The sequence below is a fragment of the Pseudomonas sp. S8 genome (genome assembly GCF_050473925.1).
Taxonomy (GTDB): domain Bacteria; phylum Pseudomonadota; class Gammaproteobacteria; order Pseudomonadales; family Pseudomonadaceae; genus Aquipseudomonas; species Aquipseudomonas parakoreensis.
This window is the reverse complement of record NZ_JBFDVZ010000016.1, coordinates 1,464,367-1,485,780: the sequence shown is the minus strand read 5'-3', so window position 1 is coordinate 1,485,780 and position 21,414 is coordinate 1,464,367. Positions and strand designations below refer to the sequence as shown.

The window sequence follows — 21,414 nt, the reverse complement described above, 5'->3', positions numbered from 1 at the left end:
AGGGCTGGGGGACTGAGTGATTTAAAGCCTGACGGAGTGGAGCTGCCTACTGTCAGATCTGACAGGTCGGGAGGGGTTTTCGATGAGTGGTAGATGTTTCGCCGGGGATGATTCTCGGCCAATGATACTGGGGTGTCGATCTCACCTCGTGTCACAGGGCGTTTTAGCAAGAGACTTTTTTTAAACTGGATCTGCGCTGACGAAAATCCCTTGTGGCAGCGGGCTTGCTCGCGAATGCGGTGTATCAGTCAGCAATTTAAGCGCCTGACACTGCCTATTCGCGAGCGAGCCCGCTCCCACAGGGGAAAAGTGTTTCAGATGAGGACGATTTCGTACGGCAAGCGCATGCGCTCGAGGATCACCCGCGGCAGCATCGGCGCAATGCCGATCGCCGGTTCGCCCTTGAGCTGGCTGGCATAGGCATGGGTGGCGTGGCTTTTGCGCGCCACGGTCCAGGTGTCGAGTCGCAGTTTGCGCGCACGTTCCCAGGGAATCAGGTTCTGCTCGCGCTCCGGCCAGTGCCAGGCCCAGACTGGCACGTCATGGAAGGTCGCGCCGACTTGCGCAGCCGCTTGGGCACTGGCACGGCCGACCGCTTCATGGTCGTCGTTGCTGTCGTTGCGCCAGGTGCTGAACACCACGTCGCCGGAGCGCAGGTAGCGCGCGATGAAGTGGGTGATGTCAGCCTCGCAGTCGAGCAGCGCATTGTCGGTAAACCCGCCGCGTACCCATTTCAGACTGTGCATCGGCAGGCCGAGCCGGCGCAGGGCTTCGACGCTTTCCTGGGGACGGAATACGCTCAGGCGTTTTTCCGACCATTGTCGTGAACCCGGGTGGCTGGCGCTGCCGTCGGTGATCGACAGCAGTTGCAGCGGATGACCGAGGCTGGAAAGCAGTTGCAGGAGACCGCCACAGGTCACCACTTCATCACCCGGATGCGGGGCGACCACGACGGCGCGGGCACCGGGGGGAACGAGGCTGTGGGTGTTGATGACGGGAATGTTGTCCAGCTGCGCAGCGCTGTTCCATATCTGCGCCGGCAGCGAGTGTTCGCTGAGGAATAACGGTTTCATGGGTATGACGTCCTTGTTGTGTCTGGCCCTCAGTCGTGTCTGCACCGTGAAAAATCCGGCGCGCGCGACCTGTGAAGGCGGATGGATTGCTGTGCGACGCTCCGAACCCTGGATTGCCGCGCAGCAGAGTATTGCTCATGAAAACCGGTTCGTCGCGTCACAGATCAATCTGATCCGCTTTTTTTATGTCTATCTGTACCATTTTTCGCAAGTAATCACCGAATCCGCCCCGGGCTCGGCTGTCCAGACGGGCGCTGGTGTGCACTTGCGGGCGATGGCTCCAGGCGATGTCGGCACCGGACAGCTCCAGTTGCCGCACCAGTTGGACATCTTCATCGCAGGCCAAAGGTTTGAACCCCCCGGCCCAACGATAGGCGTCTGCGCTGATTCCGAGGTTGGCACCGTGAATGTGCCGATGCCCGTCACGCGCCTGATAGTGGCTGTGATAGCGGATTTGCGCGGCTTCGTCGAACGATTGATCCCAGTGCTCGACGGTTACCGTGCCGCATACCGCGTCGGCGCCCAGGCCCAACTGCGCCACCAGCCAGTCGTCGGCCACGCGGCTGTCGGCGTCGGAGCAGGAGATCCAGCGTGCACCACGCTCCAGCAAAACCTGCGCGCCGGCGGCACGGGCCTGGCCGACGTTGCGAGCGTCGATGTGCAGGCTCAGCACCGGAAAGCCGCTGACAATCTGTGCCGACCGGTCGGTACAACTGTCGAGCACCACCAGCACCTCCACCGGTTCACCGGCCAGCAGTCCATGTTTGCTGGCACGCAGAGCGGCTGTCAGGCACTGCTCGAGCAAGTCTTCTTCATTGTGCGCGGGAATCAGAATGCCGATCATCGCAGGCCCTCCAGTGCGGCCACCGAGCGCGGCTCGCGGCTCCAGACCTCAAGGATGAAGTCGGCTTCCTGATGCAGCGCCAGACGTGGCAGCGGCAATTGTTCGTGAATCAAGTCATGCACCTGGCGGGCATTGAGCGGGCAGCCGTCGATGGACGGGCGCCAGTGGCACGCAAGCAATTGCCCGTCTGCGGTCAGGGAATCGCTGATGCGCCGGATCACTTCTGTCAGATCCTGGGCATCGAGGTAGTAGCCGACTTCGCTCAATACAATCAGGTCGAATTTTTCTTCCGGCCAGTCGCCGGGCAGGCGACTCTGGCGGACTTCGGCGTGGTCAAACAGGCTCAATCGATTGCGCGCCAGGTTGACCGCCGCACTGGCGGTGTCGCAACACAGCAGACGGTCACAGCGGCCAGCCAGTTCGGCGCTGAGTTCGCCATTGGCGCAACCGGGTTCGAAGATCGCCCGATAGTGCGCGCGGGGCAGGGCGGCGAGGGTGATCGCGCGTTTGCGTTGTTCGTACCAGCGCTCGCGAAACGCCCAAGGGTCGTCGCTGGCGCGGAACAGGCCTTCGAAGTAACGATCATCGACACTCACAGGAACACCACTTCGAAGGGTTGCAGCAGTCGATCCAGCACGTACGGCGCCAGCACCGGTTGCAGCCCGGCTTGCGGGTCGCCTTCCAGTTGGCTGGCAAAGGCATGCACCGCGTGGCGTTTGCGCGCCACTTGCTCGGGTGACAACAGGATTTTGCGCGCGCGCTGCCACGGCACCGCGGCGTCTTCGGGGGAGGCCCAGTGCCAGGTCCATACCGGCAGTTCGTGGCAGGTGGCGCCGACCCGGCGTGCGGCTTCGATACTGGCGCGACCGGCGGCTTCGTGATCGCAATGGCCATCCTCGCACCAGGTGCTGAACACCACATCGCCGGGGCGCAGGTGGCGTTCGATGAACGCGACCAGCGACGGCTCATCCGCGGCAACCTGGCTGTCGCTGAAACCGCCGCGCAGCCATTTCATCCGGTGCAGCGGCACACCGAGGCGGCGCAGGGCTTCCGCCGATTCCTGCGGCCGCACCACGCTCAGGCGTTCGACTGGCCAGCGCTCGGAGCCGGGATGACTGGCGCTGCCATCGGTGACCGAGATCAGTTGCAACTGACGCCCGGCAGCGGCCAGCCATTGCAGCATGCCGCCGCAGCCAAGCACTTCATCGTCCGGGTGCGGGGCGACAATCACCGCCCGCGCGCCCGGCGGCACCAGACTGAGGACATCGACGCTGTCCAGCGCCGCCAGGTGCCGGGAATGTTGCCATTGCAACAGGGAAGTCCCTTGGTGGCCGATGATCGGATCGGGTTTGTTCACGGCATTCATAGCGTCCAGGCCTCCTCGGGGTGTTCAGCCAGCGTTTGGCCAAGGGCCGCCAGATCACGCTCGGCATGGCTCTGGCGCAGGAACACCGGCAGATCGGCGTTCAACCGGGCGAAGTGTCGATCCTTGCAGAACGGCCCGGCGCCCAGCGCCCGGCCGACATCGCGCATCACTTGCTCAGCCGATTGTTCGACCACAGCGCGGGCGCGCTGGGCCAACAGTCGGGCATCGGCTTCGGGGTGCGCATCAATGTGCAGAGCACTGAAACGCAGCACATTCGCCGCTGCGTACAACGCCGCATCGACCGCACCGAGGTGGGCGAGGGCGTGTGGCTCCTGGCGTTGCGCGCAGTGTTGCCGCAGTGCCTCGGCGATCTGCCTTGCCGCGCCGTACCAGCATGCGGCAATGCCAATCCCGCCTTGCCAGAAACCGGGGCGCTGCAGGTAATCGCCGGGGTTGCCGATAGCCTGGGCTTCGACGCCGTCGAACAGCACTTCGACGCTGCCGGTGGCCCCCATGCCAACTGCCTGCCAGCCCTGAGCGGTGATGGTCACCCCCGGTTGATCGAGCCCCACCGCCACCAGTTGCTGGCGATCTTCGGCGTCCCACGCCGTGAGCAGTGCGTGGCTGAGCACCGCCGCACCGGAACACCAGGCCTTGCGCCCGTCAAGGCGCACCATGTGCCCGGCCGGTCGCACGTGCACCCGCGCCTGCGGCGGTTCCGCCGCCCACATGCCCCAAGTGCTGCCCGGCGTGGGCGTCCCCCCTAGTTGTTCGATGATCGACAGTGCGTCGGTGTGGCCTTCATAGAGTTTGCACAAGCCCAAGTCGTGTCCGCCGACTTCGGCCAGACGCTGAAAACGCTCCAGCGTAAGACCACTGCCCGGTAACGGCAGTTGATCGAGCCCGGCTTCGACCAACGCTCGCAGGCAGTGGCCGAGGGCGGCGGTGTCGGCGTAGTCCGGCGGGCGGCGCGCCAGATAGTGTTGCAGGTCCATATCAGTCTTCTTCTTCGCGTTGCAGTTCGAACAGCAGCAGCGAACGCCCGGTGACCGAGTATTCATGGCCGAACTCGAAGCGCTCCTGACCGCGAATGGCCGGTTGGTTGGTATCGATCATGCAGGTCCAGAAACTGCCTTCCGGCACTTCCGGCAGGCTGAAATTGACGATGTCGTGATGGGCGTTGACCACCAGCAGCAGCGTCGCGTCGGCACCCTTGCGGCGGATCCCGGTCTCCTGCGCACGGCCATCAAGGAGCATGCCCAGGCAACGGTTATGCGCGTCATGCCAATGTTCGGTGGTCATCTCGGTGCCATCCGGCGCCAGCCAGGTGACGTCCTTGACGCCAATGTCCTCGTTGTACTCGCCGACCAGGAAACGCCCTCGGCGCAGAATCGGATAAGCCATGCGCAACTTGATCAGGCGTTTGACGAACTTGAGCAGCGCCTTGCCGTCTTCGCTGAGGTCCCAATTGACCCAGCCGATCTCGCTGTCCTGGCAATAGGCGTTGTTGTTGCCGTCCTGCGTGCGGGCGAATTCGTCGCCGGCGACGATCATCGGCGTGCCTTGCGACAGCAGCAGCGTGGCGAAGAAATTACGCATCTGCCGGTGGCGCAGCGCGTTGATCTCGGGATCGTCGGTCGGGCCTTCGACGCCGTGGTTCCACGACAGGTTGTTGTTGCTGCCGTCCTGGTTGTTCTCGTCGTTGGCCTCGTTGTGCTTGTCGTTGTAAGACACCAGATCGTTGAGGGTGAAACCGTCGTGGGCGGTGATGAAATTCACCGACGAATACGGCCGTCGCCCACGCTGGTTGAACATCTCGCCGGACGCAGTCATGCGGCTGGCGAAGTCGGCAACCTGACCGTCGTCGCCTTTCCAGAACGCGCGCACGGTGTCGCGGAACTTGTCGTTCCACTCGACCCAGCCCGGCGGGAAGTTGCCAACCTGATAGCCACCGGGGCCGCAGTCCCATGGCTCGGCGATCATTTTCACCTGGCGCAGCACCGGGTCCTGGCGGCAGGCGACGAGGAAGCTGTGGCGTTCGTCGAAACCGTCGTGATAACGCCCGAGAATCGTCGCCAGGTCGAAGCGGAATCCGTCGACATGCATTTCGCTGGCCCAGTAACGCAGCGAGTCGGTGACCATCTGCAGCACGCACGGGTGGCTCAGGTCGAGGGTGTTACCGGTGCCGGAATCGTTGATGTAGTAGCGCTTGTCGTCCGGCATCAACCGGTAATACGAGGCGTTGTCGATGCCGCGCATCGACAGGGTCGGGCCTTGTTCGTTGCCCTCGGCGGTGTGGTTGTAGACCACGTCGAGGATCACTTCCAGGTTGGCTTCGTGCAGGTGCGCGACCATCTCCTTGAACTCGGCGATCTTGCCGCTGGCCAGATAGCGCGGGTCGGGGGCGAAGAAGGCGATGCTGTTGTAACCCCAGTAGTTGGTCATGCCCTTGTGCAGCAGGTGCTGGTCATTGACGAAGGCGTGAATCGGCAGCAGTTCCACCGACGACACGCCGAGTTTGCGGATGTGTTCGAGCACATCATCGACCATCAACCCGGCGAAGGTGCCGCGCACGTTCTCCGGCACCGACGGATGACGCATGCTGATGCCGCGCACGTGGGTTTCATAAATGATGGTTTTGTCCCACGGCACGCTGACGCGATGGTCATTGCCCCAGGTGTGCGCCGGGTCGATGACCTTGCACTTGGGCACGAAGGGCGCGCTGTCGCGCTCATCGAAACTGAGGTCGGCGTCGGGATGGCCGATGGTGTAGCCGAACAGCGCCTCGGACCATTTCAATTCGCCAACCAGTTGCTTGGCGTAGGGGTCGATCAGCAGTTTGTTGTGGTTGAAGCGGTGGCCGTTGGCCGGGTCATACGGGCCATAGACGCGGTAGCCGTAGATCAGCCCCGGGTGGGCGTCGGGCAGATAACCGTGATAGATCTCGTCGGTGTATTCCGGCAGTTCGATTCGTTCGAGTTCGACTTCGCCGGCGTCGTCGAAGATGCACAGCTCAACCTTGGTGGCATTGGCGGAAAACAGCGCAAAGTTGACCCCCAGACCATCCCAGGTCGCACCGAGCGGGAAGGGCAGGCCTTCACGGATTCTCGACGGTTCAGCGTGCGCTGCGGGCTCGGCTTTTTTTGGACTGGTCATGATTGCTCCTGCAAAACGATAGAGTTCGGGTCACACCGATTACCTGTGGCGGGCTGTGTGGCGAGGGGATTTATCCCCGATCGGCTGCGAAGCAGTCGCAAAACCATTGCACGCGGAATGTCGGATACATCGCCGTTGCTGCTTTGGGGCCGCTGCGCGACCCATCGGGGATAAATCCCCTCACCACAGAACGCTCTCCAGACAGGGAAGTAATGTGTGTTTTTTGAGGACGAGTTGGCCCTCGGTGGCGAGCAAACCCGCCACACGGTCATTCAGTTCAACAATCCGGGTGTGTCAGTTGGCCGGGGGCTTGCGTGGGGCGCGGGGCTTTTTCTCGGCGGCTTTTTCACCCGGCGGGACGACCTTGGCGGCGCCTGCCGGTTTGGCCTTGGCGGCCGCGGGCGCCTTGGGCTTGGTCGCCGCAGCCTTGCTGTCGGTGCCTTTGCCGGCGGTTTTGCTGCCCGCCGCTTTCGGCGCTTTCTTCGGTGCCAAAGCTTCGGCTTCAGCCAGTTTGCGCGCCATCTCCCAGTGGCGTGCTTCATGACCTTCAGGTTTACCCTCTGATTCCCAGATCTGATAGGCGAACTCGCGGATGCGTTTATCGTCGGTACTCATCGCAATGCTCCTGAACTGAACTCGTCGTTACGTAAAGAGTTGGATAAACAGATTGACCGGGATATCCCCCAGCGCGGCGCTGACGTTCAGCTCCCTGTTTTTTGTGACTGCGCTGCTGTGAAAAAGTCCCTTCAGGTTTGTGTCAGAGGCGGCGAACGGTAAAACCACCCGTGTATCGCCCCAGCGCAGCGCATCAACTTGAGGGACGGCACCGTTTTCCAGCAGCGTCGCGCAGCGCACCGGGACGATCACGATGGCGTACATCCCCTCGTGCTCACGGGCAAACGCGAGCACGTTGTGCGCCTGCTCGCCCAGTACCTCCAAGGCCTGGTACGCGCCGCGCCGGAACAGCTCGGCGTGTTCGACGCGCAGGTTCAGCACCTCGGCGATCAACGCTTGCTTGATACGCCCGTCACGCCAGTTCGCCAGCAGAGTCTCGACTTCAATGCGTTGATGCAGGGCCTGCTCGCGAGCGGCGTAGTCCACCGGCCGGCGGTTGTCCGGATCGACCAGGCTGAAATCCCAGAACTCGTTGCCCTGATACAGATCCGGCACCCCCGGCACCGTCATGCGCAGCAAGGTTTGCGCCAGACTGTTGAGGGCGCCAGCCGCAGCGATGCTGTTCACGGTCTTGCTCAGCGCGGCGCGCAGCAGCTCGCCTGCTTCACCGGTGAGCAGGCGTTGAGTGAACGCCTGCGCAGCGTTTTCATAGGCTTCATTCGGCGCACTCCAACTGCTTTGCAGCTTGGCTTCGCGCAGGGCTTTCTGCTGCCATTGCCAGATCCGCTCGGCGTAATCGGCCAAACCGGCCTGATCGTCATCGCGCAAGTGCAGCGGCCAACTGCCGAGCAGGGCTTGATAGAGGATCAGTTCATCAGCGGACGAGGGCTGTTGATCATCGTCACGCAGCGGACGGGCGAGGGCGCGCCACAACTCGACCTGTTCGGCGTACCAGTGGCTGCGCTCGCTGAGCACCGCCAGCCGCGCACGGGTGTCCTCACCGCGTTTGTGGTCATGGGTGGCGGTGGCCAGCAAGTTGTCGGGAAACGCCTCCATGCGCTGTTGATTGATCGCGTGGAAGTCACTCAGCGGTGCGCTGAACTGTTCGGTGTTGTAGCCGACGTCGTTGCGCGACAGCAGTACCGCCGAGCGGTACAGCGCGGTGTCTTCCACGGCTTTGGCCGCCGCAGGGGAGGTCAGTTGCTGGAAACGTACGCAGGCGTGCTTGAGAATCTTGCGTGAGCGTCCGCGCGGTGTGTGCCGCCACGGCGTGCCACCGAGCCATGCGGCCACGCAGTCGAGCACCGGCCAGTCGCCTTCGCTCAGGGTCTGCCGGGCGCCGTCCATGGCTTGCTGGAAGAAGTGCTCATCCTGCGCCGAACGACCGAGTGCGCTGATGTAGGTGCGATACACCGGAAAATGCACGATCAGCGCTTGCAGCACGCGGCGAATCGCGCCGAGGGTCAGGTCGCGGGTCATCAGGTCGTTCCGGGCAACCTGCAGCAGCGCCTGAGCGACGCTTTCGAAGTCGCTGGCCAGCGAGCTATTGAGAATCTGCTGGCGCGCCAGTTGCGCTTCTTCGATGAACGCCGCCGGACGTTCGGTGCGCCGCTGCCAGAGGTCGCCGAGGACGTGTTCGCCATCGGGGTCGTGTTGCAGCAACGAGAGCTGATTCATGAACTCGTAACCGGTGCTGCCATCCACTGCCCAGTCGGTGCGCAGGGTTTCGCCTTCACCGAGAATCTTCTCGACGTAGATCGGCAAGTGCCGTCCCGGTGCGAGCAAGTCGAGGCGCCGCCGCAGCTTGCGGCAATAACCGCGCGGGTCGGCGAGGCCGTCGATGTGGTCGATGCGCAAACCGTCGACCAGCCCTTCGGCGATCAACTGGAAAATCTTGCCGTGAGTCGCTTCAAACACCGCCGGGCGCTCGACACGCAGGCCGCCGAGTTCGTTGATGTCGAAAAAACGCCGCCAGTTGATGTCATCCGCTGCGGTGCGCCAACTGGCCAGACGGTAGCTCTGGCGTTCGAGCAATTGATGAAGCTTGTCGAAACCTTCGGCAGTGGTGGAATCGTAATGCGCGAGACTTTCCTCGATCGCGGCGAAGATCTGCGGATCGCTTGCCAGCTCCTTCAATTCAGCTTTGAGCGGCATCGCCAGCGCATGCGCGTCGTTCTGATAGCTCAACGCACTGAAACGATCAGCCAGTGACTTGAGCGTCTCAATGGGCTTGAGCAGTTCACCGTAGTCATTCGGGCAGATCGGGAAGTGGTGTTCGTAATGCTCGACGTAAAAGCGCCCTTGCTGTGCGTCGAAGTGCAGTTTCAGTGTGCCTTCCTGCAACGCGACGCCGTAATCGCTGCCCAGAAACGGCAGCAGCAACTGGCCTTCCATCAACGGATCCGGCGAGTGCCACTGGATGTCGAAGAACTCGCCGTAAGGGCTCAGTCGGCCCCATTCCAGCAGGTCGAGCCACCACGGATTGTCCCCGCCGCCGACGGCCATGTGGTTGGAGACGATGTCGAGGATCAGCCCCATGTTGTGTTCGCGCAGGGCGCTGACCAGACGCCGCAGCGCCGGCTCGCCGCCGAGTTCCGGATTGACCTGGGTCGGGTCGACCACGTCGTAGCCGTGCATGGAGCCGGCGCGGGCCGCGAGCAGCGGTGAGGCGTAGAGGTGGCTGATGCCAAGGCGGGCAAAGTACGGCACCAGCGGCACCGCTTGCTCCAACGTGAAACCCTTGTGAAATTGCAGGCGCAGGGTGGCGCGCAGGGGCTGGATAAGGGTCTGGTTCATTGGTCACGCTCGGCAGCTTGCAGGCGGGCACAGGCCAGCAGTTCGAGGCGGCGCGCGGCATCGGCGCCATCGAGCAAGGCTTCGCTGTTGCCGGGCAGGCGTCGCGACCAGTTCGGGTGGCTGTCGATGGTGCCCGGCAGGTTGGCCTGCTCGTCAATGCCCAGCGCATCTTCCAGCGGCAGCAACACCAGCGGTGCGCGAGTGTGGCCGAGGAAACGTACGCTGGCATCGACCACTTGATCGGCTTCGTGGGACTCTTCGCGAAAGTTTTGCGGGTCCTGACTCAGCGCCCCGCGCAGGCCTTCGCGTTCGCGCTGGCGATGACGGCGCCAGTCGATTTCACCGTTGGCATCGACAAAGCCCAGGCGCGCATTCCAGTCGATGTCACGGCCATGCCACCAGCCGTTGAGCGTCGGCAGGTCGTGAGTGCTGGTAGTCGCCAGCGCGTTGTCCGGCCAGTCGAGGATCGGCTTGAAACGGGTATTGTCCTGTTCAAACAACAGCACGCGCATGCCGAGAATCGAACGGGCGCTGAGCTTTTCTCGCAGCCCCTCGGGCACCGTGCCCAAGTCTTCGCCGAGGACGATGGCCTGATGCCGGTGGGATTCGAGGGTCAGCAGGCGCAGCAGGTCGTCGAACGGGTAATACAGATAAGCGCCATCGGCCGGAACGGCGCCATTGGGGATCACCCACAGGCGTTGCAGGCCCATCACATGATCGATGCGCAGTCCGCCGGCATGGGCGAAGTTGGCCCGGAGCATGTCGATGAACGCGCGAAATCCATTACGGATCAGGCCCTCTGGAGAGAATGCGGAAATCCCCCAGCCCTGACCGGAGCGGTTGAGAATGTCCGGGGGCGCGCCCACGGTGAGCGAGGCGAGCAATTCGTCCTGAAAGCTCCAGGCCTGACTGCCGGCGCCGTCGGCACCGACCGCGAGGTCGGCGATCAGGCCGATGCCCATGCCGGCGCTACGGGCAGCCGTCTGCGCGCGCTCCAGGCAGCGGTGGATCAGCCATTGGCAGAAGGCGAAGTAACCGATGCGTTCGGCGTATTCCTCGGCAAAGGCTTCAAGGGCGGCACCGCGCGGGTCGTGCCAGTGTTCCGGCCATTCCCGCCAGTCGAGGCTTTCGCCACGGGCAGCGCGCATTTCCTGAATCGCTTCGAAGCGGCAGTGGTTTTCCAGCGCTTCGCCACCGGCATGACGGAAACTGGCGAAGTCCGGGTGCAACGGATGCTCGCCGGCGACAAAACCATCGTACAAGGCTTGCAGCAATGCCTGTTTGGCGTTGGCGGCGGTCGGCCAGTCGATCAGTTTCGAATCTTCCAGTTGACGAAATTGTTCCGCCAGCCCGCTGGCGTCGATCGCATCGCGCAAGGCCCGTTCGCCAAGAATGGCGCCCGGTGCGGCATACAGGGGGTTGAGAAACAGACGGCTGGAGGGCGAATAAGGGCTGTAGCGCCCGGTGTCGGCGCTGAACATCGCGTGCAACGGACTGATCGCCAGCGCATCGGCGCCGCGTTCGCCGGCCACACGAGCCAGTTCCTCCAGTGCCTGCGTGTCACCAAAACCGCAGTCGCCGGGGCGACGCAGACTGTACAGCTGCGCACTCAAGCCCCAGACGCGAGGGATCGGGTTGTCCACCGCATCGCCCACGCTGAAGCAGCGCTCGGGGGCCACGGCCAGAGTGAAATACTGATCGGCGATATGCACCTGCTGATAACCGACCGGGATCAACCCGGGCAGTTTCGCTTCGGCGTCGAGTTTGAGGTTAAGGCGGGAGCCGTCTTCGAGGTGGATTTCGCAAGGCGTCTCGGGCTCGAAATAGCGAGCCAGATCAACGCCGACCCCGACATCGGCGGTCAACAGCGGTGGCAAGTGACGATCTTGCTGTACTTGTTGCAGTTGCAGCAGGCTGGCATCGATTTCCTGCGCGGTGTTGGCCGGATGACCCAGGCCGGTAAGGACATTGCGCAGTACCGCCGGGGCGACCTTCTGCGGGCGGCCGTTGGCGTCGATCCAGTCGACGGCGAGGCCGGCGCGGCTTGCGAGTATTTCCAGTTGCGCATCGCTCATAGGCGCTCTCCATCCAGAGGTTGCAAGGGGGTTGCGGCCGTGAGGCTGACAAGCGCGCAATACGCGGGCAGTTGGCCCGGTTCCGACAGGGCAACGGCGGGCGGTTGCTGAAACAGCCACACAGCGTCGCTCTGTGCTGGGTTGACCACTGGCGTGTCGCTGAGGTTCAGGTCAATTCGCAGCTCACTGCCATCGCCCAGGCGCCAGCGCGCACTGACCGCGCCACGACCGAGCATGTGCGCCCCGAGCGCCTGAGTGCCGGACAGGTTGGGAATGATGTATTGATGGCGCAATTGCAGCAGGCGTCGGTACAGCGCGAGGGTTTCCTGCTGTTTTGCGCTGCCACTGCCGATCAAGCGTGGCTGTGAGGCGTGGAAGGTCTGTTCAGCATTCGGATCGGGAATTTTTTCGCGCTGGTGCGGATCGGTGAAGGCGCTGAACGCGGCGAACTCATTGCGCCGACCTTCGCGCACCAGATCCGCCAGTTCACCGTGGTGGCTGGTGAAGAACAGGAACGGTTGCTCGGCGGCGAACTCATCGCCCATGAACATCAGCGGAATCATCGGTGACAGCAGTAACAGCACGGTGGCGGCCTGCACCGCGCGTAGGTCGGCCAATTGATGCAGGCGTTCGCCGAAGGCCCGGTTGCCGATCTGGTCGTGGTTTTGCAGAAACAGGATGAAAGCGGTGGAGGGCAGGTGTTCACTGGGCTCACCGCGAGGTTCGCCGTGGCGGGTGATGTGGCCTTGAAACACGAAGCCCTGGCTCAGGCAGCGGGCCAGTTGCTCAGTGGGTTGCAGCGCATAGTCAGCGTAATAGGCATCGGTTTCGCCGGTCAGCAGCACGTGCAGGGCGTTGTGCCCGTCGTCGTTCCACTGGGCGTCGTAATCCTCTTCGAGCAGGCTTGACTGGTTGAGCTCGTTTTCCACGGTCAGCCAGACGTGGCGCGTCGGATCGATCTGTTGACGGATGCGTTGTGCCAGCTCCGGCAGGAAATCCGGGCTTTCGATCGCATGCACTGCGTCCAGGCGCAGACCGTCGAAACGGTATTCGAGCACCCACATCAGCGCATTTTCGATAAAAAAGTCCCGCACTTCACGGCGGCGGAAGTCGATCGCCGCCCCCCAGGGTGTGTGCTTGTCTTCGCGAAAAAAACCTTTGGCGTAGCGACCCAGGTAATTGCCGTCAGGGCCGAAGTGGTTGTAGACCACGTCGAGAATCACCGCCAGACCATGGCCGTGGGCACTGTCGATCAGGTGTTTGAGTTGCTCCGGGGTGCCATAGGAGGCTTGCGGTGCGAAAGGCAGGACGCCGTCGTAACCCCAGTTGCGGGTACCGGGAAATTGCGCGACAGGCATCAGTTCGATGGCGGTAATCCCCAGCTCGACCAGACGTGCCAGATGCTGCTCGACTTCCGCAAAACCGCCGAGTGCGCCGACGTGCAGCTCATAGATCACCGCTTCGCTCCACGGCCGGCCGTGCCAGGTGGTGTGCCGCCAATCATAGGCCAGCGGATCGACCACCACGCTGTGACGGTCAAGGTCACCGTCCTGAGCGCGGGAGGCCGGGTCGGGCACCTCCAGTTCACCGTCGATGTTGAAGCGGTAGCGGGTGCCCGCCGGGCACCGGGCCTTGATCACGAACCAGCCATCGCCCTGCGGCAACATCGGCAGGGACTGGCCGTCTTCAAGTTCGACACTGACGTAAAACGCATCCGGTGCCCACAGCGCAAACTGAGTGTGTTCGGCGTCCTGCATGATCGCGCCGTGGGGCCAGTTTTCTTGGGTCCGTAACGGCATCGTGAAAAGCTCCCTGAGTTATTTGTGGCCGGCTTTACCCAGCGCCTTGGCGACCAGTCGTTCGTAGAGTTCGGCGTAGGGTTCGACCGCTTTGCACCAGTTGAACGGCGCGGCCATGGCCCGGCAGCGCATCGCGTTGAGCAATTCGGGGAAGGCGAAGACCTTGAACGCACGGCTCAGGGCTTCGCGGTAGCTGTCGGCGGTGGATTCGTCGAAAAGGAAACCGGTGACGCCATTCTCGATGGTGTCGGCCAGCCCGCCGGTATTGCGCGCCACCGGCAACGAGCCGAAACGCTGGGCGTACATCTGACTGAGGCCGCAAGGCTCGTAACGCGACGGCATCAGCAGGAAATCGCTGCCGGCGAACATGCGGCGGGCGTCGGTTTCATTGAAGCCGATGCGCACGCCGATCTGCCCGGGGAAGCGCAGCGCCAGTTCACGCATGGCCTGTTCTTCTTCCGGCTCGCCACGGCCGATGATTGCGATCTGGCCGCCGTTCTGCACGATGTATTCGGAGACGGCTTGCGTCAGGTCCAGACCTTTTTGATAGACCAGTCGCGAAACCACGGCAAACAGCGGGCCGCTGGAGTCGCTCAGGCCAAACAGTTCACGCACATGGGCGGCGTTGATCGCTTTGCCTTCCCAGTCGCCGATGGCGAACGGCGCAAACAGGTGCGGATCAGTCGCCGCATCCCAGCTTTCGTCGATGCCGTTGGGAATGCCGCTGAGCAAGCCTTGCTGGGTCTTGGCGGCGAGGAAACCGTCGAGACCGCAGCCGAAATCCGGAGTGGTGATTTCCTGCGCATAGGTCGCGCTGACGGTGGTGATGTGGCTCGAATAGGCCATGCCAGCCTTGAGGAACGACATTTTGCCGTAAAACTCCATGCCTTCCTGTTGCAGGGCATGGGTCGGGATGCCGAGTTCCGGGCAGGAGCCGAGGCTGGTCACGCCTTGATAGGCGAGGTTGTGAATGGTGAACAGGGTCGGCGTGCGCTGCCCGCGCCAGTGCATATAGGCAGGAGCCAGACCGGCCGGCCAGTCGTGGGCGTGCACCAGATCCGGGCACCAGTGAATCTGTGCGAGGTTGGCGGCGATATCGGCAGCGGCCAGGCCCAGGCGGGCGAAACGAATATGGTTGTCGGGCCAGTCGCGGCCGTTGTTGGCGCCGTAGGGCGAGCCTTCACGTTCATACAGTTCAGGGCAGATCAGGACGTAGATCACCAGTCCGTCCGGCATGTCCATGCGCCCGATCTTGCACGGGGGCAGCGCGGCATGGCCGCCGAGTTCGCCGATGATATGGATCGGGTTCTCGCTGTGCATCACCTGCGGGTAGCCGGGGATCAACACCCGCACATCGTGCAAGTGCGCCATGGCGCGGGGCAGGGCGGCGGAGACGTCACCCAGACCGCCGGTCTTCACCAGATCGGCAATTTCCGAGGTGACGAACAGCACTTTCTTCTTGTTCGGATTCTGGCTGGCGACTGGCGTCAGCGTTTTGGTGCCCGGGACGCTGATCGACCGGCTGCCGGGAAGACTCATGGTGCTCGATTCACCAACCGCCTGCTGAGCACGCTCTCCCTGAATATCCAATGCCGCACTGATCATATGAATCTCCCGTGTCGTTGATCTGATTCTTGTATCGAACAAGCTGTGGCCAAATCCTGTGGCCGGGCGCAAACGCGCCACGCATCGGTGAGCAAACGCTACCCAACACGCGCAAGCAGAATGGGTGAAAGGGCCGTTGCAAGGATTGCACCAGTCGCGTTGACCCTGCCTTTCAGATGACCCGCCGCCATCGGCAAAAGTTTCGACAATTTTTCGGCTTTGTGACTGGCCGGTTTTAACCCGCGAAAATCAGTCTAGGCCAGATCCTAGAGCGGGCGAGAGCAAACGGGTAAATTGTTCGACAATCGGTTTGCAGGCAGCGAAAACCGTGGTGTTCAAGCAGGAACGCACCGACGAAGGGCAGGTTTTTTTGATGGAGAGGGCTAAAACGGTGACTGGCCGGTCACGATTTTGTGCTAGCGGAAAGGCGAAGCGCACTGTTGTGGTGCGGTCAGTTTGTTGCTTTGCTGACTAAGGACAAAACCTGTAGGAGCTGCCGAAGGCTGCGATCTTTTGATCTGGTATTTAAGATCAAGATCAAAAGATCGCAGCCTTCGGCAGCTCCTACACGGGGTCAATTGAGGATTCGGATTGGGTTGCCGGCCGCCCAACCCTGAATATCGTCGATCATTTGCGAAAAGAACTGTTGGTAGTTCTGTCGGCTGACATACCCCACATGCGGTGTGGCCAGCACATTGTCCAGCGTGCGAAACGGATGCAGTTCAGGCAATGGTTCCTGATCGAACACATCCAGCGCCGCTGCGGCGATCTTGCGTTTCTGCAATGCCTTGATCAGCGCCGCTTCATCGACGATCGGCCCGCGGGCGGTGTTGACCAGCAGCGCGCCGGGTTTCATCCAGTCCAGCGCCTGTGCGTCGACCAGCCCACGGCTGCGCTCGCTCAATACCAGATGCACCGACAGCACATCGGCCTGCTCGAACAGTTGCTGTTTGCTGACCCGGGTCACGCCGACGGCTTCAGCGCGTTCGGCGGTGAGATTCTCACTCCAGGCAATTACGCGCATGCCAAACACCTGACCGAATTGCGCGACCTTTTGACCGATGCTGCCCAGACCAAGAATGCCCAGGGTTTTACCGTGCAAATCACCGCCCAGCCCTTGCTGCCAGCCGCCGGCGCGCAGGGCATTGGCTTCATTCACCAGATTGCGCGTGGCGGCCATGATCAGTGCCCAGGTCAGTTCCGGCGCCGCGTGCTTATAGCTGTCGGTGCCGCAGACCTGGATCCCGAGCCTGGCAGCCGCCTGCATGTCCAGCGCCGCGTTGCGCATGCCGCCGGTGACCAGCAGCTTGAGGTTGGGCAGGCGCTGCAGCAGGTCCTGATCGAAACGCGTGCGCTCGCGCATTACGCAGATCACCTGGTACTGGCCAAGACGTTCGGCCAGTGTGGCGTTGTCCGCCGGGTAGTCGTGCACAAACGTCACTTCGCCGATGCTGTCGAGCACCGACCAGTCGACCACGTCACGCGCCACGTCCTGCCAGTCATCGATCACTGCAATCTGCACCGCCATCAGCCTTACCTCATCAACGAACGGGATTGGGGTTGTTCAGCCAGCCGAGCAAGGCCTGGTGAAATTTCGCCGGCTCTTCCATCTGCGGCGCGTGGCCCATGCCGGGGAATTCCACCAGCGTCGACTGTGGAATCAGCTTGGCGACCTGCTTGCCGAGCACCTCATAGTGGCCGATTTTCGCCTTGACCTCGGGGGACGCGAGATCCTTGCCAATGGCGGTGGTGTCGGACGTGCCGATCAACAGCAGGGTCGGCATCTTCAGGTCCTTGAACTCGTAGTACACCGGCTGGGTGAAGATCATGTCGTAGATCAGCGCCGAGTTCCATGCCACCTGGGTCTTGCCTGGCCCATTGCTCAGGCCGGCGAGCATGTCGACCCAGCGGTCGAATTCGGGTTTCCAGCGGCCGTCGTAATAGGTGTTGCGTTCGTAGTCGCGAATGCCTTGGGCGGTGACCTTGAGTTCGCGCTGGTACCACTGATCGACGGTGCGATAAGGCACGCCGAGGGCTTTCCAGTCCTCCAGACCGATCGGGTTGACCAGCGCCAGTTGTTCGACCTGTTCCGGAAACAATAGCGCGTAGCGGGTGGCGAGCATGCCGCCGGTGGAGTGGCCGAGCAGCGTGGCTTTCTGGATGCCGAGGGCCTTGAGCAGTTGTTGGGTATTGGTCGCCAGTTGCTGGAAACTGTACTGATAGTGGTCGGGCTTGCTCGAGGTGCAGAAGCCGATCTGATCCGGCGCGACGACGCGGTAACCGGCCTCGCTCAAGGCCTTGATCGAGCTGTCCCAGGTGGCGGCGCAGAAATTCTTGCCGTGCATCAGCACCACGGTGCGGCCGTTGGCCTTGCCATGGGCGGCGACGTCCATGTAACCCATCTGCAGGGATTTACCCTGGGACTGAAAGGCAAAGTGCTTGAGTGTGTAGGGATACTGAAAACCCTGCAGCTCCGGACCATAGGTCGGGCCGTCGGCGGGGGCTGCTTCAGTTGCGGCGGCATGGGCAAACAGCGGCAGCGCGGCGCTGAGGAACAGGCAGGGCAGCCAGCGGGAGAGCGTGACGGACATAAGGACAAACTCCATGAAAATCGGCCGATGCTGGAACGCCCGGATTAGGGCGACGTTAACCACAGGCAACGCCGCGAGCGGAATGTTCAACCGAGCCAGCCCAGGGTCAGCATCGCCACCACCGCGTAGCGCGCGCCCTTGGCCAGGGTGACGATCAATAGAAAGCGCCCGAGTGGCTCGCGCATGACGCCGGCGATCAGGGTCAGCGGATCACCGATCACCGGCAGCCAACTGAGTAACAGTGACCAGTGACCGTAACGCTCGTAATGTTTGCGCGCGGTGGCCATGTGTTTCGCGCTGACCGGAAACCAGCGTCGATCCTGAAACCGTTCGAGGCCACGCCCCAGCCACCAGTTGACCAGCGAACCGAGGACATTGCCCAGCGTCGCCGCGCCTAACAGACCCCAGAGCCAGTAACGATCGCTGGCGATCAGGCCGACCAGCAACGCTTCCGATTGCAGTGGCAGCAGCGTCGCAGCGCCGAACGCTGCCGCGAACAGCCCGAGGTAACCGGCAGCCATCAATGCGCCGGGTAGTCCGCCACCACCACATCCGTGCCGTCTTTCTTCAGGCCGATCACTTGATAGGCATCGCTCATGCCGTCCATTTCCATGCCCGGCGAACCCATGGGCATGCCCGGTGCGGCGATACCCAACAGATCGTCACGCTTGCTCAGGGCCAGTACTTGTTCAGCCGGCACGTGGCCTTCGACGAACTTGCCATTGATCAGCGCGGTATGGCACGAGCCCAGGCGCGGTGGTACGCCGTGTTGCTGCTTGAAGCGGCTCATGTCGCTTTCGACGTGGTCTTCGACTTTGAAGCCGTTGGCTTCGAGGTGGCTGATCCATTTTTTGCAGCAGCCGCAATTGGCATCGCGATGCACTTCGATCGGAATCAGGTCGGCCGCCTGGGCCAGGGAGGAGATAAGCAGGGCGCTGAGGGCGGTCAGTCGTAAAGGGTTTCGCATGAGGGTTCTCGACTCGCAGAAAAACCAATGAAGTAAAACTATAGCGAGGGAATTCAGCGAAACATCGCACCGCCCCGATGCACTGCGCAGCGGGCCCAAAAAAGGGCGCTTCGCGCCCATCGGGGATAAATCCCCTCGCTACAGGTCATTTTTCAGGCGGCCATTTTGACCGGATTATCCTGCCCGGCATCAACGGAGTGTTTCAAGTTGATACAAGACAGGCTGGCAGGATGATCATTGATCAAGCCTGACAGCCTGCTGAGTGAAAGATTACAAATCTGTCAGGCTCAACGAACCTTGAACCGCCCCATGATCGCGCTCACCCGGTTGTTGGCTTCCAGCAACTGGTGGGTGTTGCGTTCGCTGGCCTGGCCGCTGTGCACCAGTTCTTCGACCATGTGCCGGATCTGCACCATGCTGCGGTTGATCTCTTCGGTGACTGCGCTCTGCTGTTCGGCAGCGGTGGCGATCTGCGTGCTGAGGCTGTTGATGTGACTGACCGAGCCGGCCATTTCATCCAGACCCGAGTTGACCCGCGCCGTGGCGTCGGCGGCGGACTGGCAACTGGCCTGAGTGTTTTCCATGGCGCTGACCGAGGAACTCACGCCTTGGGTCAGGCGAGTCAGCATTTCGTTGATCTCCGAGGTGCTGGCCTGAGTGCGGGCGGCGAGGGCGCGGACTTCGTCGGCCACCACGGCAAAGCCGCGACCCTGTTCACCGGCCCGGGCGGCTTCGATGGCGGCGTTGAGCGCCAGCAAGTTGGTCTGGCCGGCGATGGCGCCGATCACCCCGAGAATTTCGGTGATGCGCTGCGCGTCCTGCTGCATGTTCTCGACTTTTTTGGTGGCGCTGGCCACTTCATCGATCAAGGCCACCACGCTGTTGGTGGCTTCACCGACGACCACCCGCGAACGGTCGGCGTTTTCGTTGGCGCGTTGGGTGAACGCTGCGGTTTCTGCGGCGTTCTGCGCGACGCTTTCGGCCGTCGAGCTCATCTCGGTGATGGCGGTAACGGTCTGATCGGTTTCCGATGCATGGCGCAGCAGAATCTGGCTGGTGTTGGCCGACGTGCGTTGCAGATCGTCGAGGCTTGAGGCCATGGCGCCGGTGGCCTGCGTCACTTCACCGATCATGTTCTGCAAGTAGGCAATAAAGGTGTTGACCGAGTGGCCGATGGCGCCCAGTTCATCTTCGGCGCGGATGGTGATGCGCCGGGTCAGGTCGGCATCGCCGCTGGACAACGAATCGATATTGGCCTTGAGCGCCTTCATTCGCGACACCAGTTGGCGGATCGCATACACCTGCAACAGCACCAGCAGAATCACCAGCGGAATCTGCAGCAGGCTCAGGCTGCTGAGCACGTCGTCACGCTGGGCGGTGAGCATTTTCGTTGGCAGGGCGGTGGCGAGGAACCACGGCGTGCCTTCGATCGGGCGCATGAAGAACGTGCTGGCCTCGCCATTGTTGTCGAACTCGACGCGTTGCGCCTGATCACGGTTTTGCAGGCCGGCCTTGACCTGACTGGCGAAGGTCGAACCGGCGGCCAGCTCGCTGATGTTCTTCAGCACGATCGGGCCGCTGATGCGCGAGCTGTTGCTGATGATCTTGCCGTCGGCCTCGACGATCAGCATTTCAGCGTTGAGGTCTTTTTCCTTGCGCGCCACCAGATCGTTGAAGAAGCCCAGCGTCACGTCGATGGTCGACACGCCCCAGGCCGCACCGTTTTTCTGGATCGCCATGGCGCAGTTGGTGCGCGGCTCGGCGCTGGCGTCGTCTTTATAGGCGGCCGCCCAGGCGCACTGGCCGCGCGGGGTCTGCATGCCACCCTTGTACCAGCTCTGATCGTAGTAGTTCGGCGCCGCGTCGCTGTTCCAGAAGGTGTTCACCGTCAGTTTGCCCGAAGCATCGCGGTGCCAGAACGTGCTGAACTTGTTACGTCCGGCTTCACGCTGACCCGGCAACGGCCAGATCCCGCCACCAAACACTTTCAGTTCGCCGTACTGATCCACCAGCCCCGGCAACACCGTGTCGATGGCCGCGCTGTCGAGCAGGGGAATGGTCTGGGTGATGCTGCGCTGCTGCGACTGAACCTTATTGAGTTCGCCCTGAATCTGCTCGGCGACTTCGGCAATCCGATTGAGCACCACCTGTTCTTCGGTATGCCGCAGTTTGGGTGCGACCAATTGGCTGATACCGACCACGGTCAGCACCGACAGCAGCAGGATGAACAGAACCAGAAATAACGTGTAGCGAGCCTGAATGGTGCGGAATGCGGGCATGGAGACCGGTCCTTGAGCTGCGATTCTTATTGTGGGGTCGAGGGAAAAACGGCGGGGTCACACCAGCGTATCGTCGGCGAGCGGGGAAGCTTTAGGTACTTACGTGCAAGAAAGTTTCTGGCTGACAGAAGGGGCGTATCGACCCTGATACAAATGAATTGACCGCCTGTTTAACCGGTGCGGAAAAAGCATCGCCAGCCATCGTCAAACTGCCATGAAGTCCAGTGATAGTGAGCTTGCGGTGATTT

The 21,414-nt window shown here is 62.3% G+C and carries 16 protein-coding genes; all 16 read right to left on the bottom strand.

The features are described from left to right. Positions 1-314 precede the first annotated feature (314 nt). Positions 315-1,073 carry a PIG-L deacetylase family protein gene (locus tag AB1J88_RS07915; RefSeq protein WP_430290700.1) on the bottom strand — a complete coding sequence of 253 codons (759 nt, stop codon included), beginning with the start codon at positions 1,071-1,073 and terminating at the stop codon, positions 315-317. Between the two features lie 157 nt (positions 1,074-1,230). Then, positions 1,231-1,917: a glycosyltransferase gene (locus AB1J88_RS07910; RefSeq protein ID WP_041067035.1), complete on the bottom strand. Its 687-nt coding sequence runs from the start codon at positions 1,915-1,917 to the stop codon at positions 1,231-1,233. Next, a complete protein-coding gene (locus tag AB1J88_RS07905) occupies positions 1,914-2,513 on the bottom strand; it encodes an SAM-dependent methyltransferase (RefSeq protein ID WP_430290699.1) in 600 nt (199 codons plus the stop codon). Before AB1J88_RS07905 ends, AB1J88_RS07910 begins: the two co-directional genes overlap by 4 nt. After that, on the bottom strand, positions 2,510-3,283 hold the full coding sequence (locus tag AB1J88_RS07900) for a PIG-L deacetylase family protein (protein ID WP_430290698.1): 774 nt from the start codon (positions 3,281-3,283) through the stop codon (positions 2,510-2,512). Before AB1J88_RS07900 ends, AB1J88_RS07905 begins: the two co-directional genes overlap by 4 nt. Beyond that, on the bottom strand, positions 3,280-4,278 hold the full coding sequence (locus AB1J88_RS07895; RefSeq protein ID WP_430290697.1) for an acyl-CoA dehydrogenase: 999 nt from the start codon (positions 4,276-4,278) through the stop codon (positions 3,280-3,282). The genes AB1J88_RS07900 and AB1J88_RS07895 overlap by 4 nt, the downstream gene beginning before the upstream one ends. A 1-nt stretch (position 4,279) precedes the next feature. Further along, complete coding sequence (gene glgX / locus AB1J88_RS07890) at positions 4,280-6,439, bottom strand: glycogen debranching protein GlgX (RefSeq protein WP_041067046.1); 2,160 nt, start codon at positions 6,437-6,439, stop codon at positions 4,280-4,282. 294 nt (positions 6,440-6,733) lie between these two features. Next, positions 6,734-7,054 carry a DUF2934 domain-containing protein gene (locus tag AB1J88_RS07885; protein ID WP_041067049.1) on the bottom strand — a complete coding sequence of 107 codons (321 nt, stop codon included), beginning with the start codon at positions 7,052-7,054 and terminating at the stop codon, positions 6,734-6,736. A 27-nt stretch (positions 7,055-7,081) separates the two neighbouring features. Then, a complete protein-coding gene (locus tag AB1J88_RS07880) occupies positions 7,082-9,850 on the bottom strand; it encodes a malto-oligosyltrehalose synthase (RefSeq protein WP_430290696.1) in 2,769 nt (922 codons plus the stop codon). Then, positions 9,847-11,925: a 4-alpha-glucanotransferase gene (malQ, locus tag AB1J88_RS07875; protein ID WP_430290695.1), complete on the bottom strand. Its 2,079-nt coding sequence runs from the start codon at positions 11,923-11,925 to the stop codon at positions 9,847-9,849. Before malQ ends, AB1J88_RS07880 begins: the two co-directional genes overlap by 4 nt. Beyond that, entirely contained in the window at positions 11,922-13,724 is a 1,803-nt protein-coding gene (gene treZ, locus AB1J88_RS07870) for a malto-oligosyltrehalose trehalohydrolase (protein WP_430290694.1), read from the bottom strand. The genes malQ and treZ overlap by 4 nt, the downstream gene beginning before the upstream one ends. Positions 13,725-13,742: 18 nt before the next feature. Next, entirely contained in the window at positions 13,743-15,329 is a 1,587-nt protein-coding gene (gene glgA / locus AB1J88_RS07865) for a glycogen synthase GlgA (protein WP_041067060.1), read from the bottom strand. 574 nt (positions 15,330-15,903) lie between these two features. Beyond that, positions 15,904-16,857 carry a D-2-hydroxyacid dehydrogenase family protein gene (locus AB1J88_RS07860; protein ID WP_430290693.1) on the bottom strand — a complete coding sequence of 318 codons (954 nt, stop codon included), beginning with the start codon at positions 16,855-16,857 and terminating at the stop codon, positions 15,904-15,906. Positions 16,858-16,870: 13 nt separating this feature from the next. Further along, positions 16,871-17,920 (bottom strand): alpha/beta fold hydrolase, encoded by a 1,050-nt coding sequence (locus AB1J88_RS07855; protein ID WP_430290692.1) that lies wholly within the window; start codon positions 17,918-17,920, stop codon positions 16,871-16,873. 86 nt (positions 17,921-18,006) lie between these two features. Then, positions 18,007-18,441, bottom strand: a complete 435-nt coding sequence (locus AB1J88_RS07850) for a YqaA family protein (RefSeq protein WP_041067067.1) — start codon at positions 18,439-18,441, stop codon at positions 18,007-18,009. Then, on the bottom strand, positions 18,441-18,887 hold the full coding sequence (locus AB1J88_RS07845) for a DUF411 domain-containing protein (protein WP_430290691.1): 447 nt from the start codon (positions 18,885-18,887) through the stop codon (positions 18,441-18,443). The genes AB1J88_RS07850 and AB1J88_RS07845 overlap by 1 nt, the downstream gene beginning before the upstream one ends. A 287-nt stretch (positions 18,888-19,174) precedes the next feature. Further along, entirely contained in the window at positions 19,175-21,166 is a 1,992-nt protein-coding gene (locus AB1J88_RS07840; protein ID WP_198759359.1) for a methyl-accepting chemotaxis protein, read from the bottom strand. Positions 21,167-21,414 lie beyond the last annotated feature (248 nt).